The sequence below is a fragment of the Segatella albensis DSM 11370 = JCM 12258 genome (genome assembly GCF_000426565.1).
Taxonomy (GTDB): domain Bacteria; phylum Bacteroidota; class Bacteroidia; order Bacteroidales; family Bacteroidaceae; genus Prevotella; species Prevotella albensis.
In genome coordinates, this window is sequence record NZ_AUFP01000006.1 from 22525 (window position 1) to 38699 (window position 16175).

The 16175-nt window shown below is 42.6% G+C and carries 13 protein-coding genes; 6 read left to right on the forward strand and 7 right to left on the reverse strand.

Annotation, left to right across the window (positions count from 1 at the left end; all coding sequences use genetic code 11):
* Window positions 1–45: 45 nt before the first annotated feature.
* The 3 genes from K333_RS13285 to K333_RS0104290 form a co-directional block, all read right to left on the reverse strand.
* Window positions 46–291, reverse strand: a complete 246-nt coding sequence (locus tag K333_RS13285) for a hypothetical protein (RefSeq protein ID WP_024990603.1) — start codon at window positions 289–291, stop codon at window positions 46–48.
* Window positions 292–790: 499 nt separating this feature from the next.
* Entirely contained in the window at window positions 791–2134 is a 1344-nt protein-coding gene (locus tag K333_RS0104285; RefSeq protein WP_027452376.1) for an MATE family efflux transporter, read from the reverse strand.
* A 222-nt stretch (window positions 2135–2356) separates the two neighbouring features.
* Window positions 2357–4360 carry a BCCT family transporter gene (locus tag K333_RS0104290; protein ID WP_024989635.1) on the reverse strand — a complete coding sequence of 668 codons (2004 nt, stop codon included), beginning with the start codon at window positions 4358–4360 and terminating at the stop codon, window positions 2357–2359.
* Between the two features lie 139 nt (window positions 4361–4499).
* Between K333_RS0104290 and K333_RS0104295 the strand changes: the two genes are divergently transcribed.
* The 3 genes from K333_RS0104295 (at window position 4500) to K333_RS0104305 (ending at window position 7471) form a co-directional block, all read left to right on the forward strand.
* A complete protein-coding gene (locus tag K333_RS0104295; protein ID WP_024989634.1) occupies window positions 4500–5294 on the forward strand; it encodes a glycoside hydrolase family 25 protein in 795 nt (264 codons plus the stop codon).
* Window positions 5295–5934: 640 nt separating this feature from the next.
* A complete protein-coding gene (locus K333_RS0104300) occupies window positions 5935–6501 on the forward strand; it encodes a glucosaminidase domain-containing protein (protein ID WP_238314329.1) in 567 nt (188 codons plus the stop codon).
* Between the two features lie 34 nt (window positions 6502–6535).
* Window positions 6536–7471 carry a YitT family protein gene (locus K333_RS0104305; protein WP_051230876.1) on the forward strand — a complete coding sequence of 312 codons (936 nt, stop codon included), beginning with the start codon at window positions 6536–6538 and terminating at the stop codon, window positions 7469–7471.
* Between the two features lie 104 nt (window positions 7472–7575).
* Here the strand turns inward: K333_RS0104305 and proS are convergent, their stop codons facing one another.
* Window positions 7576–9060 (reverse strand): proline--tRNA ligase, encoded by a 1485-nt coding sequence (proS, locus tag K333_RS0104310; RefSeq protein ID WP_024989631.1) that lies wholly within the window; start codon window positions 9058–9060, stop codon window positions 7576–7578.
* A gap of 195 nt (window positions 9061–9255) precedes the next feature.
* Here proS and K333_RS0104315 point away from each other — a divergent pair, with 195 nt between their 5' ends.
* From K333_RS0104315 to K333_RS0104325, 3 genes are read left to right on the forward strand one after another with little or no spacing between them, the layout of a single operon-like run.
* The gene (locus tag K333_RS0104315) at window positions 9256–9942 is read left to right on the forward strand and encodes an OmpA family protein (protein ID WP_024989630.1); all 687 of its coding nucleotides are present in this window, start codon (window positions 9256–9258) and stop codon (window positions 9940–9942) included.
* The gene (gene mtgA, locus K333_RS0104320) at window positions 9942–10670 is read left to right on the forward strand and encodes a monofunctional biosynthetic peptidoglycan transglycosylase (protein ID WP_027452379.1); all 729 of its coding nucleotides are present in this window, start codon (window positions 9942–9944) and stop codon (window positions 10668–10670) included. The genes K333_RS0104315 and mtgA overlap by 1 nt, the downstream gene beginning before the upstream one ends.
* Before the next feature lie 22 nt (window positions 10671–10692).
* Entirely contained in the window at window positions 10693–13038 is a 2346-nt protein-coding gene (locus tag K333_RS0104325; protein WP_024989629.1) for an ATP-dependent helicase, read from the forward strand.
* A gap of 774 nt (window positions 13039–13812) precedes the next feature.
* Here the strand turns inward: K333_RS0104325 and K333_RS13350 are convergent.
* From K333_RS13350 to K333_RS0104340, 3 genes are read right to left on the reverse strand one after another with little or no spacing between them, the layout of a single operon-like run.
* Window positions 13813–13989, reverse strand: a complete 177-nt coding sequence (locus K333_RS13350; RefSeq protein ID WP_154652984.1) for a hypothetical protein — start codon at window positions 13987–13989, stop codon at window positions 13813–13815.
* Window positions 13986–15515 (reverse strand): Y-family DNA polymerase, encoded by a 1530-nt coding sequence (locus K333_RS0104335; protein WP_036886075.1) that lies wholly within the window; start codon window positions 15513–15515, stop codon window positions 13986–13988. The genes K333_RS13350 and K333_RS0104335 overlap by 4 nt, the downstream gene beginning before the upstream one ends.
* Window positions 15502–16086 (reverse strand): manganese efflux pump MntP, encoded by a 585-nt coding sequence (locus K333_RS0104340; protein WP_024989627.1) that lies wholly within the window; start codon window positions 16084–16086, stop codon window positions 15502–15504. The genes K333_RS0104335 and K333_RS0104340 overlap by 14 nt, the downstream gene beginning before the upstream one ends.
* Window positions 16087–16175 lie beyond the last annotated feature (89 nt).

Here is a 16175-nt window from a genome sequence, read left to right on the forward strand (position 1 = left end):
GCAAAGATACAACATCCTGAAATAGCGATGAAGCGTTGTGTCACGTTATTGTGCGATATTATACGTTTCTTTACAGCCCCCAGGAAATAAACGATAATTCGTACTTGACGAGGGTAAAATATTTGAGAACTCCGTTCCGAAAATGTGAGCGCCAAGGATAGGGAAAAGCATCGGAATGAGAGGTTCACGCATATCTTCTGACACCTGAGAGAGCAATAATTTTATACTTTTTGTGCCCCCTTCGAGTTTTGGCATGTTTGGAGCAAGTAAACTTGAAATATCGTAATTCATTGTAAATCTGATATTTAGAGAAAAGTTAAATCGTTATTATCATGTCATTTTCATTCCAATTCCAGTTATTCCAGTTTTTTTGAGAGGGTACACATCCTCCATTTCTCTAATTTGTAATATATTTATATATATAATAATATAAAACTAAGAAGGAGAATATATACTTCTACGCATCTGTAAAATAATTTTTCCAGTTTGAGAATTTATACCCATTCAAAAAAACTGGAATAACTGGAATAGCTCGGGATTAATTCTTCATCATCTCCCCCCAGATCGACTTCTTCTCTACGAAGCCCAATGCCATCTCTTTAGCCGGAAATGATGAATCGTATATATATTCTTTCGGTCTATATAAACTTTATTGAAAATAAACGATAAAACATTTGGCGGTTACAGAAAAAACCTTGTACCTTTGCATCGTCGATTGGTGGGGGGGGGGCGATGCAAGGAATCATACAGAGAGCGTGAGTAGAGGGGTGACGTGCAGCAAAAATTAAATTTATATTGTTTCAATCCGCTTCAAGGTCTTGCGGAAGAAGTAATAATACAGACCGCTAGCGATGCACAATCCGATCGGGAACGAATACCATACGCCCAGTAGACCGCCCTTCATCATGATGCCAAAGACGTAGGTAAGGGGGAGCGTTACCACGAAATAAGCGACGAAGGCCACACAGGCCAAGGGCTTGACGTTAGAAAGACCTCGTAGGGCATTCGCCATCACACTTTGTAGGGCGTCGGGAATTTGATAGACGATAAGTGGGATGATGACGCTCGCCACGACACTTGTCACCTCGGCTGAATTGGAGAATAACCCTCCTATCTTGTCTCTGAGCAGCCATACCGGTATCGACATCAATATCGCTACCATCACGCTAAGATGGAAACCGGCCCAGGCGGTATCTGATATCTTGCCGTACTCTCGTTGACCATGGAACATACTGATGCGGATGGAGGTTGCTGCGGAGATGGCATAATAGATTTGGAAGAACAGTTGACTGATGGAGAGCATAATCTGATGGCCTGCTAGGGCGGTGGCGCCAATCCATCCTACGACAACACTACATAGTGACCATGCGCTCGCTTCCATTCCCATCTGAAGAGCTAATGGCCAGCCGATGGCATTCAAACGAATCTGCTCTTTCTTCTCTACTCGACTTACCATGAAGGTATCTTTGATATGATGGTATCTGCGACTGCCAAAGAAGATGCTCATCATGACGACGGCCATCATAATGCGTGATATCAAGGTGGCTAATCCGGCACCCAACAGTCCAAGTTCCGGACATCCTAATGCTCCGTAAATCAATATCCAATTGCCTGCGATGTTGAGGACGTTCCCGCCAAGGAGTATCCACATAGGCGTCTTCGTATCTATAGTTCCATCAGCGGTTTGCTTGAATACGTTAAACCAGCACACGAATGGTAAGGATATCAGGTTTACGATATAATAAGGGCGCATATAGGGGATGAGTTCTTCCGGTTGTCCCATCTTGTCGAGAAAGAAATACATCGTGGCATATATGGCTACGAGGAGTGCCGCTACCATCGTATTGGCAGCAAAGGAATTCTTTACTACGATACCGATCTGTTGATAGTTGCCTTGACCGTAGTTGCGACCTACAAGTGGGGTGATGCCATATGAAAATCCCATGGCTACGAGGATGCCGAGCATGAACATCTGACTCACGAAAGCGGCAGCGGCCAACTCCGGCGTGGAATGATGACCGATCATGATGGTATCTGCGAAACTTAATATGATGGTTCCAATCTGTCCTATCACCATCGGTATGCCAAGGCGGATAAGTGGGGCGTATTGTGATGTAAATCTAGATAAATCCATATTTTTTCTCTATTTTTAATGCGGGTTGCAAAGTTAAGAAAAAAAGTTGGATAATCAAAACCTACTTCTTGCTAATCGTGTTTTATTAGATATAATACCTTCCTGGGGTTTCTCAGTCCGTTCGCTTGGGCATTCTATCCGATCTTCGCAGCCTTGCTAGGAGCTTTCATCGGTATCCGATTGGCTGCGAAGGTTATCAAAGTAGAGCACAAGGCTTGACCCTTACTGTCTGTATTTCTTTTTGTCAATGAACAGCATAGCATTTTCCTCATCCGAAACAAGACTGATATATCGCTCATATTCGCGAAGTACATCAGCGATGATTTCCTCCTTGGTGAGATACTGAATATTGTTTCCTGTTCTACCATCAGTATAATAAGTCACAGGAACATACTGTTTATCGGTCTCCACATCAGGCGTATTGTCCTCTTCGGCAATATAGTCAGAAATGGTCTGCGTCTCTGTAGTCACACCATATCGATAGTTCCATATCTTATCGTGCGGTATCTGTAGTTCTATAGAGAGCGGACCGTTTTTCCCTTCATAGATATGAGCATCGATATTGTTTTTGGCAAATTCGGCTTGTAGTTCTTCGAAAGCCGGACGAACCCGTTCTGCAAAGAATCGTTTGATATCCTTTTTCTGTGAGAAAGTAAGTATCTGTTGCAGTCGTTCGTGCCAATGTTCGCCATTCCAATTACGACTACCATATGGCAACTTACTGCTGAAATAAGTCTCGTCGGCACGTAAAGCTTTCCATAAACAGAAGCATAGCAACACCATGATGGCGCCAAAAGGAAGGGCAGACACGAGAGTCATGGTTTGGAGCGATTTCAATCCACCCACATAAAGCAAAGCCATGGAGATCAAAGCCAGCAATACACCCCAAAAGGCTATCTGCCAACGAGGCGAATTTGGCTTGTTGCCGCTGGCGATGCTATCCATCACGAGTATACCGGAATCTGCTGAGGTGATAAAGAATACCGCTATCATCATGAGAGCAAGGACACAGAGTGGGGTGGCAAGTGGAAATTGCTCGAAGAATGAAAATAATAGGACGTCGGCATTATGTGCGATAGCTGAAAGTGAACCTGCGGCATCGTGCCTATCGAACCATATGGCCCCATTACCGAATACGGTCATCCATAGGAAGATAAATACGGATGGCACAAGTAATACTGCAAGGATGTATTCGCGAATGGTACGTCCCTTGGAGATGCGTGCGATGAAGAGACCTACGAATGGGGCCCAACTAATCCACCAAGCCCAATACATAACCGTCCATGTGGTGAACCAGGCTCTGCCATCTCGCTCAAAGGCGAATGTGTTGAAGGTGAGGTCGGCAAATTGATTGATGTAATAGCCTATACCCTCGGAGAATGCACTCAGAAGGAAGGTCGTCGGCCCCAAGAACAGCATGAAAAGTAATAAGACTACGGCCATACTGAGGTTAATCTCGCTAAGTCGCTTAACGCCATTTCCTACTCCTGATACGGCCGACAGGATGGCTAAGGAACTCACGATAATGATGATGATGCTTTGGAAAAGAAAACTCGACTCCGTGAGTATGCCGAGATGTACTAATCCAGCATTAAGTTGTACCACTCCAAAACCTAATGATGTGGCTATACCGAAAAAGGTACTTACCAAGGCAAAGATGTCTACGACGTCTCCTATTTTTCCCTTAATCCTTTCTCCAAGGATAGGGTAGAGACCGCTTCGGATGGCCAAGGGAAGCTTATATCGGAATGAAAAATAGGCGAGGATAAGTCCCATCACGCAGAATACGGCCCAAGCATGGAGTCCCCAATGGAAGAAGGTGGCTAATTGGGCTTCCTTTGCTTTGTTTACAATGGATGGCAAGGCTGGGTTGACATAGTGTGACATAGGTTCTGCTACGCCAAAATACATGAGTCCGATACCCATACCTGCTGCAAAGAGCATGGCTATCCATGAGAAGAAACTATATTGTGGAGCGGAGTTGTCGGCACCCAACCGGATGCTTCCTATCTTACTGAATGCCAATATGAAAAGGAATATCAGAAAAAACGATACGATGAGGATGTAGCTCCAACTTAGATTGGCATATATCCAATTTTGTATATGTGTGAGAATGTTGTTCGTAAGTTCTGGAAAGATGGCGCATAGTGCTGACAAGGTTATAAGAACGACAAGACCAGGATAGGCGACATTATGGATAAATGTGGAGCGTAGATAGAGTTTCATATGTTGTCGGGATTAAATAATATGATGTTTATGTGCGCTAATATATATATTTTTTCTCAGATCACAATCTTTTTTGTATAAATGTGTGAATATGGTGTTACTTTTTAACATATTGGGAAAAAAGTAGTACCTTTGCAGTATGACAAAGAAACGGAAAAGAAGACGAAGAAAATCCAAGAAGGTTTGGTCGTTGCGGCATGTTGCTGCTGTCGCCATCGTGGGGATGGTGTTTCTCGTCGTTGGATATGAGGTGTATCGGTTCGTGAGTAATCGTGAGAAACCTGATTCTTATGATGAGAAATGGCCTTATCATGATCTGACCTCTGGAGAATATGCTGGTGGCTATGATGGTATAGACATTTCCAGACATCAAGGAAAGATCAGATGGCAAGAACTGAGAAAGGTGAAACGACTGAAATTCGTATATGTCAAGATTACGGAGGGTGCGGCAACCAAAGATCCTTGGTTTGAGCGTAATGTGGATAGTGTGAGGGCATCCGGTATCCTTGTGGGGGCTTATCATTTCATGACGAAGAGTCCTGCTGCTCTACAATTTGAGAACTTTCGCGCCAACTACGATATCGATCGACAAGATCTTTTGCCTGTGGTCGATGTGGAGGATGATGGCACAAAGGGATGGAGTCGCGAGGAGATACAAAGTTGTCTGAAGACTTTCTGTACGCTTTTCAGCAACTACTACGGTCGTACACCTATTATATATTGTAGTGAAAGTTACTATAAAGATTATCTGAGTCCTGATTTTGACAATTATCTGCTATGGATAGCCAGTTATGGGCATGAACCGACACTCCCAGGGTCGCCGCATTATGACATTTGGCAGAAGAGCAGAAGGGGTAGGGTACCTGGCGTTTGGAACTGGGTAGACTTGAATAAAATGGGGGCTGGTCATGTGGTAGAAGACTTTAAATGGTAAAAAGGTAAAAAACGTAAAACGATGGAATTCCATTTATGCATCTCTCTCGACAAGGCGCATCCCTCATCCGAGGGTACGCAACCCCGGATACCCAGTTCGTGTACCCCTCCGGGGTGCTTGCTAGTATGGTACCGTCCCGTCTCCGAGGGTACGCTATCGCGACCCCCGGTTATCACAGAGATATCCCCTCCGGGGAATAAACGCAAGTGTAACTTACGATCTCTAGTGAAAGGAATACTCATACCCTCTCCGGGGAATACTCGCAACGACAGATGCGAAGCATACACATCGTACTCTCACACGCGTTCCTCATATTAGACACATACCTTCTCTCTCGACATGCATCCCTCATATCTAGCGCATATATAGCATTCCTCGACACATACACGACATATCTAGCGTATATATCACACCCCGGAGGGGTTGTCTCTGTGATAACCGGGGGTCGCGATAGCGTACCCTCGGCATATGTGCATATACTGTGGAAAGCACCCCGAAGGGCGTGCCCGTCCTCTCCTCCAAAGGTTGTAGAGCACAAAGAAAACATATTTTTTGACATCATGCTTGGATTTTTCGAAAAAACGTGTTATTTTTGCACCTTGAAAGCATTTTTAATGGAAAAAGGTAAATATTATATATTTTGAAAAGATATATTGGTTTATTGTTGATTCTGCTCGCTATCCCTTCATGGGCCAAAAATGATAAGAAGGTATCGACTAGAGAGGTGTCGGTTTCTACCTTTGAACCAGACTCTATGCCTAAGGTCGCTTGCAACGATCGACAGGCTATGCATCTTGCCTCAATTGGTAACAAGAGATATGTGATGTTCAAGAATGTCGAGAATGAATATCCGGAACCTGAGGTTGACCCAGATGAATATCTGGAGCTGACGGTAGAAAACCTATATAAGATGCTTGATAAATATCAGGTGAAATTCAAGAAAATTGTGATGGCTCAAGCACTCTTGGAAACGGGCTATTTCCAAAGTGATGTGTGTCTCAACTTGCATAATCTCTTTGGACTGAGGCATCCTTCTGATGGCAGCTATTATGAGTTTGATAACTGGACTCAGAGTGTGAAGGCATATCGTGACGATGTGCAATATAAATATTTAGGTGGCGATTATTATCGGTTCTTAGACCGTATAGGTTATGCCGAAGATAAGTTGTATACTTCGAAGGTGAGGCGTATCGCCAATACTTTATAATACTTTTAGGATAATACCCAAACATTAAAATATTATGGAACGAAGACGAGAAGGAAAGGTTTTGTATCATGCGATACATGATTATACGATTATCACGTTGGCTATGCTGATTGGCGTAGTAGGATGGAATCTGTTTCTGTTACCCAACCATATTCCTATGGGCGGTATTACGGGTGTGGCTTCTATCATCTACTGGGGATGGAATGTTGCGCCACAGTATTCTTTCTTTGTGATAAATGCGATTTTGCTGATTGCGGCCTTGAAGGTTTTGGGATGGCGTTTCTGCATCAAGACGATCTATGGTGTCGTGGTGTTCACATTGGCTTCTGCTTTCATCCAGAAGTATGCAGGCAACTTCAATATCTTGGCCGACCAGAAGTTTATGGCTACCATGGTGGGTGGCGTCTTCATGGGCACAAGCGTTGGATTGGGTTTGTCGGCCGGAGGTAGTACGGGTGGCTCTGATGTCATCGCGGCTATGATCCACAAATATCGTGATGTGTCGCTGGGTAATGTGATCTTGCTCTGTGATGTGGCTGTGATCACGTCGAGTTATCTTGTGCTGAGAGACTGGGAACAGGTACTCTATGGATATGTGTTGCTCTTTGTGCTGAGTTTCTGTGTAGACCATATCGTGAACTCACTCCGACAGAGTGTGCAATTTTTCATCGTTTCCAAGAAGTATAAGGAGATAGGTCAGGCTATCAACGAAATTGCGCAGAGGGGTTGTAGTACTTTGGATGGCAATGGTTGTTATTCGGGACAAGATATCAAGGTGGTATTTTGTATTGCCAAGAAGAGTGAGTCTTCGATTATCTTCGATCTGATAGATGAAATCGATCCGGATGCCTTTGTGGCCCAAAGTGCCGTAATTGGTGTGTATGGACAAGGGTTCGACAGATTCAAGGTGAAGAAGCGCCAGAGTGTGAAGAAACAATTAGAGAAGATGAGTCTTGAGGAGAATGGTTAAAATCACAGATTGTATTGAGATAAATCTCATTTGATTGACATAAATAACAAAAAGCATCGAGGTTATTCCCCGATGCTTTTTGTTTATCTAAGGTTGCCAACAGACTAGTAGCTGCGGGCAATAATAACCTTGTTGACGGCTGGTTTTCCACTTACCATATCAACACCAGGATTGCTCTGGTCTACGCCGAAAGGTACGCAACGGATTGTAGCCTGGGTGTCTTCCTTGATCTTGGCTTCGGTCTCTGCTGTACCATCCCATGGACAGAGGAAGAAACCGCCATTCTTCACGCGCTCCTTGAACTCTTCGTAGTCGTTGCATTCGTAGATGTGCTCGTCACGATATTTACGGGCCTTCTCGAAAATGTTGCTCTGGATGTCGTCGAGCAGATTCTTTACGCGCTCTACGATACCATCGAAACTTACGCTCTCTTTCTCCAAGGTATCACGACGCATGATCTCGATAGTATTGTTCTCGAGGTCGCGGCCACCCATAACGAGGCGTACAGGCACACCCTTCAACTCGTAGTCGGCAAACTTGAAACCTGGACGCTTGTTGTCAGCATCATCAAATTTCACAGAGATTCCTAACTGCTGTAATTGTTCAATGACAGGCTTGAACTTCTCGGTAATAGCTGCCAACTGTTCGTCATTCTTCCAGATAGGAACGATGACCACCTGGATAGGAGCGAGTTTTGGAGGGAGTACCAAACCATTATCATCACTATGTACCATGATAAGAGCACCCATCAGTCGGGTAGAAACACCCCATGAAGTAGCCCATACATACTCAGGCTTGTTGTCCTTATTAAGATAGGTAACGTCGAAACTCTTTGCGAAGTTCTGACCGAGGAAGTGACTTGTACCACTCTGTAGGGCCTTGCCATCCTGCATCATCGCCTCGATAGTATAGGTATCCAAAGCTCCAGCAAAACGTTCAGTCTCACTCTTCACTCCTTGTACTACAGGAACAGCCATATACTTTTCTGCAAAGTCGGCATATACGTGAAGCATCTTCTGTGCTTCCTCTTCAGCCTCCTCGCGTGTAGCATGAGCGGTATGGCCTTCCTGCCACAAGAACTCTGAAGTACGAAGGAATGGACGGGTACGCATCTCCCAACGCATCACGTTACACCATTGGTTGCACATGATAGGTAGGTCACGCCAAGAATGAATCCAACCCTTATAAGTATTCCAGATGATGGTCTCAGAAGTAGGGCGGATGATGAGTTCCTCATCGAGCTGAGCCTCAGGATCTACTACAACGCTATTGCCATCCTCGCTAGCCTTAAGGCGATAATGGGTAACAACGGCACACTCCTTAGCAAAACCCTTTACGTGTTCTGCCTCACGAGAAAGGAAGCTCTTCGGGATGAGCAAAGGGAAATAAGCATTCTGAACACCTGTCTGCTTGAACATTTTGTCAAGTTGCTCTTTCATCTTCTCCCAAATCGCAAAACCGTAAGGCTTGATAATCATACAGCCACGAACTGGAGCCTGCTCGGCCAAGTCGGCCTTTACAACCAAGTCGTTGTACCATTGACTATAATTGTCGGCACGCTTGGTCAATTGCTTTAATTCTTTTGCCATTTTATTTATTTTATTACATTATTTCCTTAAAATAGGGATTTACCCCCGATAAATAGGGATATCTCTTCTATTAAATCCCCACAATACTGTAATTTAGCTGCAAAAATACAAAAAATAGTTTATAAACGTGCTTTATTGGCAAAAAAAGAACTATCTTTGCAAGTATAAACTTAACGATAATAAAAATTAGAGATTATGAAAGGTACAAAATTAACTGTTGCAGCACTTTCGCTAATGATGGTAGTTGGTTGTGGAACAAGTCAAGGTACTGGTACTTTGACAGGTGCTGGAGCAGGTGCAGCTCTTGGTGGACTTATCGGCGGTCTAGGTAATAACAGTCATCATGGCAGAGGTGCTGCCGTAGGCGCTCTGATCGGTGGTGCTGTAGGAGCTGTCGTTGGTAACCGTATCGGTCATCATATGGATAAGGTAAAGGCCGAGGTAGCTAAGAATGTAGATAACGCACAAGTTGAAGAAATTACCGATGCTAATGGTTTGAAGGCCGTTAAGGTAACTTTTGATAGCGGTTTGCAGTTTGCTTTGAATAAGGCTACTCTTCGTCCTGCAGCAAAGACAGATCTGCAGAAGTTTGCTCAAGTATTGAAGAAAGACAATAAGTTGAGCGTAGACGTACAAGGTTATACCGATGCTACAGGTGGTGACAACGTGAACATCCCTTTGAGCGATAAGCGTGCTAACGCCGTAGCTAGCTATCTGAAGAGTCTGGGTGTACACTCAAGTCAGTTCAAGAACGTAGCAGGTTATGGTAGTCAGAACCCTATAGTCAACAAAAATGTAGCTCCCCAGAACCGTCGTGTAGAGGTTTATCTGTATGCAAGTCAGGCTATGGTGAATGCAGCTAAAAATGGAACTCTAGAGTAATGTTTGACAAATTAAAATCAATTATAAAATGGGTGGTGGTACTGTTTTTCAGTTCCACCATTCTTTCTGTTGTGGTGTATCGGTTCCTACCTGTATATGTAACGCCTTTGATGGTCATTCGATGCTTTCAGCAAGTTGCTGATGGTGAGAGCATTAAATGGCATCATCATTGGGTGCCGCTCGATGAGATTAGCGATCATCTGCCGGTAGCCGTCATGGCCAGCGAGGACCAACGTTTCTTGTTGCATCATGGTTTCGACTTCGGGGCTATTCAGGCTGCCGCCAAGAATAATCGAAGGGGGGGTAAAGTACATGGAGCAAGTACGATTAGTCAACAGACAGCCAAGAATGTTTTTCTATGGCCTGGACGTTCATGGACGAGAAAAGGTTTTGAGGCTTATTTTACATTCTTAATAGAGATGATGTGGAGCAAACAACGTATCATGGAGGTGTATCTCAACTCTATAGAGATGGGAGATGGTATCTATGGTGCTGATGCCGTAGCGGAATATCACTTCAATAAGAAAGCCGACAAATTGTTTCGTGATGAGTGTGCTCTCATAGCAGCCACTCTACCTAATCCGCGCAAGTTTGATAGCGCTCATCCTAGTAGTTATATGCGTAAGCGTCAACGACAGATTGAACATGAGATGAAATTCATCCCTAGTTTTCCTAGAGAGGGCGAGGATGTAAATAAGAATACCGTAGTAGGTGGTGCTTATAAATAAATAATTGATAGTATATTAGATGATGACGAGAGAAGAGTTGCTTGAACAGCTGAACGAGTCGCAGAGAGCGGCTGTGGAATATATCGATGGACCATCGTTGGTGATTGCCGGCGCAGGATCGGGTAAGACCCGCGTACTTACCTATAAAATTGCTTATCTGATGCAGATGGATATAAAGCCATGGGCTATTCTGGCTTTGACTTTTACCAATAAAGCTGCACGCGAGATGAAGGAGCGAGTAGGGCAATTGGTGAGCCATGAGGAGGCACGTTATCTCAACATGGGTACGTTTCATTCTGTTTTCTCTCGTATTCTCCGCATAGAAGCCAAATATATTGGATACGATAATAACTTTACAATATATGACGAATCTGATAGTCGCTCTCTTTTGAAAACCATCATTAAAGAGATGGCGTTGGATGAAAAGGTCTACAAGCCTGCTAGTGTTCATAGTAAGATTTCCATGGCCAAGAATCATCTTGTATTGCCTGAGGAATATTTGGCAGATGGAGAGGTCAGAGAACGAGACAAACGGGCAAGGATGCCGGAACTGGGAAAAATCTATGCAGCCTATGTGAATCGATGTCGCAGAGCCAATGCCATGGACTTTGATGATCTGCTCGTTTACACATATTTATTATTTAGGGAGCATGAAGATGTTCGAAAGAAGTGGGCTTCGCAATTTGAGTATGTGTTGGTAGATGAGTATCAGGATACGAACTATGCCCAGCAACTTATTGTGTTACAGCTCACCAAAGAGAAGCAACGGATATGTGCCGTAGGTGATGATTCACAGAGTATTTACAGTTTCCGTGGAGCTAACATCGATAACATACTTGATTTTCAGTCTAAATTCCAAGATACCAAACTCTTTAAACTGGAACAGAATTATCGTAGTACACAGAAGATTGTACAGGCGGCAAACAGTTTGATCAAGAAGAATTCTCGACAGATTCCAAAGGAGGTATTTAGTAAGAATGCCGAAGGCGAGAAACTATCTTTGAAGGAGGCTTACAGTGATAAGGAGGAGGCTCTCATCGTGTGTCGGGAAATCAAGAAAATCAAGCGCAAAGATTCTGCAGAATGGAGCGATTTCGCTATTCTGTATCGTACCAACTCGCAAAGTAGAAGTTTCGAGGAGGAGATGCGCAAACAGAATATCCCTTATCGTATTTATGGTGGATTGAGTTTCTATCAACGTAAGGAAATCAAGGATATCATCGCATATTTTAGACTAGTTTCTAATCCTGACGATGAAGAGGCTTTTAAGCGCATAATCAATTATCCGGCGCGTGGAATAGGGCAGACGACGCTAGCAAAGATAGCTGTAGCCGCCCGGGAGAAATCTGTGAGTTTCTGGGAGGTGCTCTGTGAACCTGTTCATTATGGTCTGAATGTGAACAAAGGAACACTTGCAAAACTGGATAAATTCCGTTTGCTCATCCAAAAATATATTGATGAAATGCCCGTTACAGATGCTTATCAACTGGGACAGGCCCTCATCAAAGAAAGTGGAATATCGGCAGATATCTATTCTGAAAGTAGTCCTGAAGCTATCTCACGCCAAGAGAATTTGGAAGAATTTATGGGTAGTTTGCAGGATTTCGTAGAAGAGAGAAAAGAAGAAGACAGATCTTCTCAAATCTATCTACCTGATTTCCTTCAGGAAGTATCATTACTTACCGATCAAGATAGCGATGACGGCACATCAAGCAAGGTAACTTTGATGACCATCCATGCCGCCAAAGGACTGGAATTCCCTACAGTTTTTGTTGTTGGTTTAGAGGAAAATATATTTCCGAGTCCAATGTCATCGGATACAATCCGAGGCCTTGAGGAGGAGCGTCGCTTATTGTATGTTGCTATCACGCGTGCCGAGAAACATTGTATCCTCACATGTGCTAAGAACCGCTTTCGATATGGAAAAGTTGAGTTTGATACGCCAAGTCGATTCATCAAGGATATAGATGGCAGTCTGCTGAATATCGAGGGAGAAGATATTTCAAGCATATCTCATGAGAAACATCATGAGGATAGTAAGCTAAGACTTTTTCAGCCGTTTAGCAGAGAAAATACGGATATACCGGAATATATGCGAAATATCTCTCAACCAAATAGATCGTCCCGGTTGGGTGGTAATTTCAAGAGAGTTAAGACTGTAGATCGTCCAACTAGTACTTCGGTATCATCTGCAAGCAGTTCTATAGATTTGCATATTGGTAACATCATCGAGCATCAACGTTTTGGAATTGGAAAAGTTATAGACTTGGTTGGAACTGGAGAAAATATGAAGGCGACTGTAGAATTCAAAAATTCAGGTAAAAAACAGTTACTCTTGAAATTCGCCAAATATACAGTCGTTGGATAACGATATTCGAACATATCATATACATTATAAGAAATATAGTTTATGTTGATGCCGTAGTAGTTGAATTCTTAGCTATTACGGCATCATCTTTTTTATAGTAGGTTAAGTCCACTTTAACGTGACAAGTAGTTATTCTCATATTTGTTATTTATCATAATGCTGATTATATCTTAAAAAGGAGAGAAAAGAAATAGAGGTAATTCTTCTTATCTAATACAAAGGTTTTAACGGAAAATATATACTGATCAAAATAATAAAAAGATAAAACTGTACGATTGTAATAACATTTGCACCGGGTTGGTAATCAATAGATTATATTTCAACCTATCCACGAATTCCTTAATAATCAAGATCTGCATAATCAGATAGTTATTTGTTTGAAACTGGATTCAGAAATAGATAAGTACCATTTATAAAGTTATAGTCCGCTACTTTATTTCAATGGCAGTTATTTACTTGCGGACACCGACTAAACAAAACCAAAAAATCATGAAAAATTTATGTTTAATGAAATTACAAGGGTTCTTAGTACTTTTCTGTTCTTTACCCTTTCATTCATGCGAAACTGGAGAATCTGAGGATGTTTTACAGGAAAGCAATTCTGTAAGTGAAAAGAAATTTACTAATGGATATTAAGTTCTGTTGATTTAGGAAAATCTACCTATGAATATCAAGAAAATAATAAAGGTGTTGGATTTTATATGGAAGAAGGCTACCAAATTATGAATTAGGGTTACTAACGGGGGAATTCATTCTCCCGTTATTTTTGCCATATTATCGAGAACCGAGTTTTTTCTCATGAGCCATCCGTTTTTGCTCCAACGCCTCCTCATAACCTGTAAGTGCCGAGAATGGTGAAAACTGGGCCGCACGATTATCCATAGACATCTGAGGATGGTGCTTAGAGATATGATGCGGTAGATGGATGATATCTTCGTAATTATCGTTCATGCTTTATGTCCTCCTATTTGATTATTACGTTCACGTGCTGTTGCCCCTTCGGCAAAATCCAACCCTTTAAGAATCGCATTCTTACCGAATTTCTTTTTGATGGCAAGTACGGTCTTTTGTAGATTTCGTTCGTTTGCCAACAGAGTTTCTTCTTTTTCGATAGCTTTGTATTCAGCCTCATAGTCTGTAAAGAGATCGAGCTGTATAGGAGCACATTTTTCTCTTAGCGCTTCATCCTCGTTGATTACGCGAACAGCGGTAATGTTAAGTCGACGAACGAGCAGACTATGGTCGACGATTCTACAGAAGAGTTCATCTATAGCCTGACGGATAAGTCGGGAAGAAGATGTTAACCGCTCCAGTTTAACAGCATCTTGGACATGACGAGGTACTACCCTACCATAATAATCATAGGCTATAGGACCGGTATAATCCCGATATTCCGATTTTCGAAGAGACTCTCCATCATAGTTGATTGTGATAGCCAGTTGATCAGTTACAAGTCGTTTATCCACGAGATCCATAGCTAAGGCATCGGCCATCTCGAGCATCACTACCCTCGCCTTTTTGAAATTATAGGCATGAGGCAACACCTGTCCACTACCCATCGAATTCATTTCAGGCTTATGCGCTTTGATATATGGCATCGTACAAGGTTCCCATCCCCAAGCATGATCGATAAGTAATTCTGCATTTACACCAAACAAACGATAGAGAAGTTCTTCGTTATTTATAGACATTCTTGCGATTTGTCCCATGGTTTTAATACCATACATAGCCAACTTTCGGGCGATACCATGCCCTACCCGCCAAAAATCCGTAAGAGGTTGATGATTCCAAAGAAGCTGTCGATAGTTCATTTCATCAAGTTCTGCTATACGCACTCCATCTTGGTCAGCCTCGGTATGTTTAGCAACGATATCCATGGCGACCTTTGCAAGATATAGGTTGGTACCAATACCTGCAGTAGCGGTGATACCTGTCTGACTAAGGATGTCATGAATGATTTCTATAGCAAGTTCGTGTGGTGTCTTCCTGTAGGATACAAGATAGTCGGTAACGTCCATAAAGACCTCATCGATGGAATAGACATGAATGTCTTCGGGTGCAATAGATTTGAGATAGATGCCATAGATGTCTGTACTCACACGGATATATTCTGCCATACGAGGAGTAGCAACAATATAGTCAACCTCCCAATCAGGATGTTCGTTCAACTCTGTTGCAGAGGCAGACTTCCCCTTGAATCTATGATCAGGGATGCGTCGCAATCGCTCATAGTTGATTTCCTTAATTCTCTGTACAACTTCGAAAAGACGGGCTCTTCCTGCAATATGATAGGATTTAAGAGATGGAGATACAGCCAAACAAATGGTCTTCTCGGTTCGACTTTCGTCAGCAACAACAAGATTTGTGGTTAGAGGATCTTTTCCTCGAGCCACGCACTCTACGGAAGCATAAAATGATTTTAAATCAATGGCTTCATAGATTCTCTGTTGATTATCCAACAGTTTATTCTGCCCCATATAGATGTGTAAGGAGTATTTTGATGCCGATAAATAGAAGAATGGCACCACCCAACAGCTCAGGTCGTATGCGTCGGCGGATCGTTTCTCCGAAGACAACACCAAGATGTTGTCCCAGAATACCAAAAATAAAGGAAACTAATCCAATGGATATCAACGGAAAAGTAAGTTGACTAAGATGCCGATAACCTGTACAAGCAAAAGAGATACCTATAGCGAGTGCGTCGATACTTGTGGCTACAGCCAAAACCAATTGCGTCTTTAAAGATGTAGGATTAAACCTCTTTTCTTCTTCGTCAGCAAAAGACTCTTTGATCATGTTGATACCTAGAAAACAAAGTAGGCCAAAAGCTATCCAATGGTCATAATCCTCGATATAGTGGGCAAACTGGTTTGTTCCCAGCCATCCCATAAAAGGCATAAGGGACTGAAAAAGTCCAAAGAAGAAACTCATAGACAGAATAGTAACCCATTGATAACGCTTTAATATCACACCACTTACTATACTTACAGTAAAGCAATCCATCGCCAATGCTACAGACAGTAGCAGGATGTCCCAAATATATTCCATAATTAATAATAGTCTTTGTATAATGGTGGCAAAGGTAATAAAAATCTATGAGATGAAAGTTGCCTTCTTCATGAAATTATCATTATCTT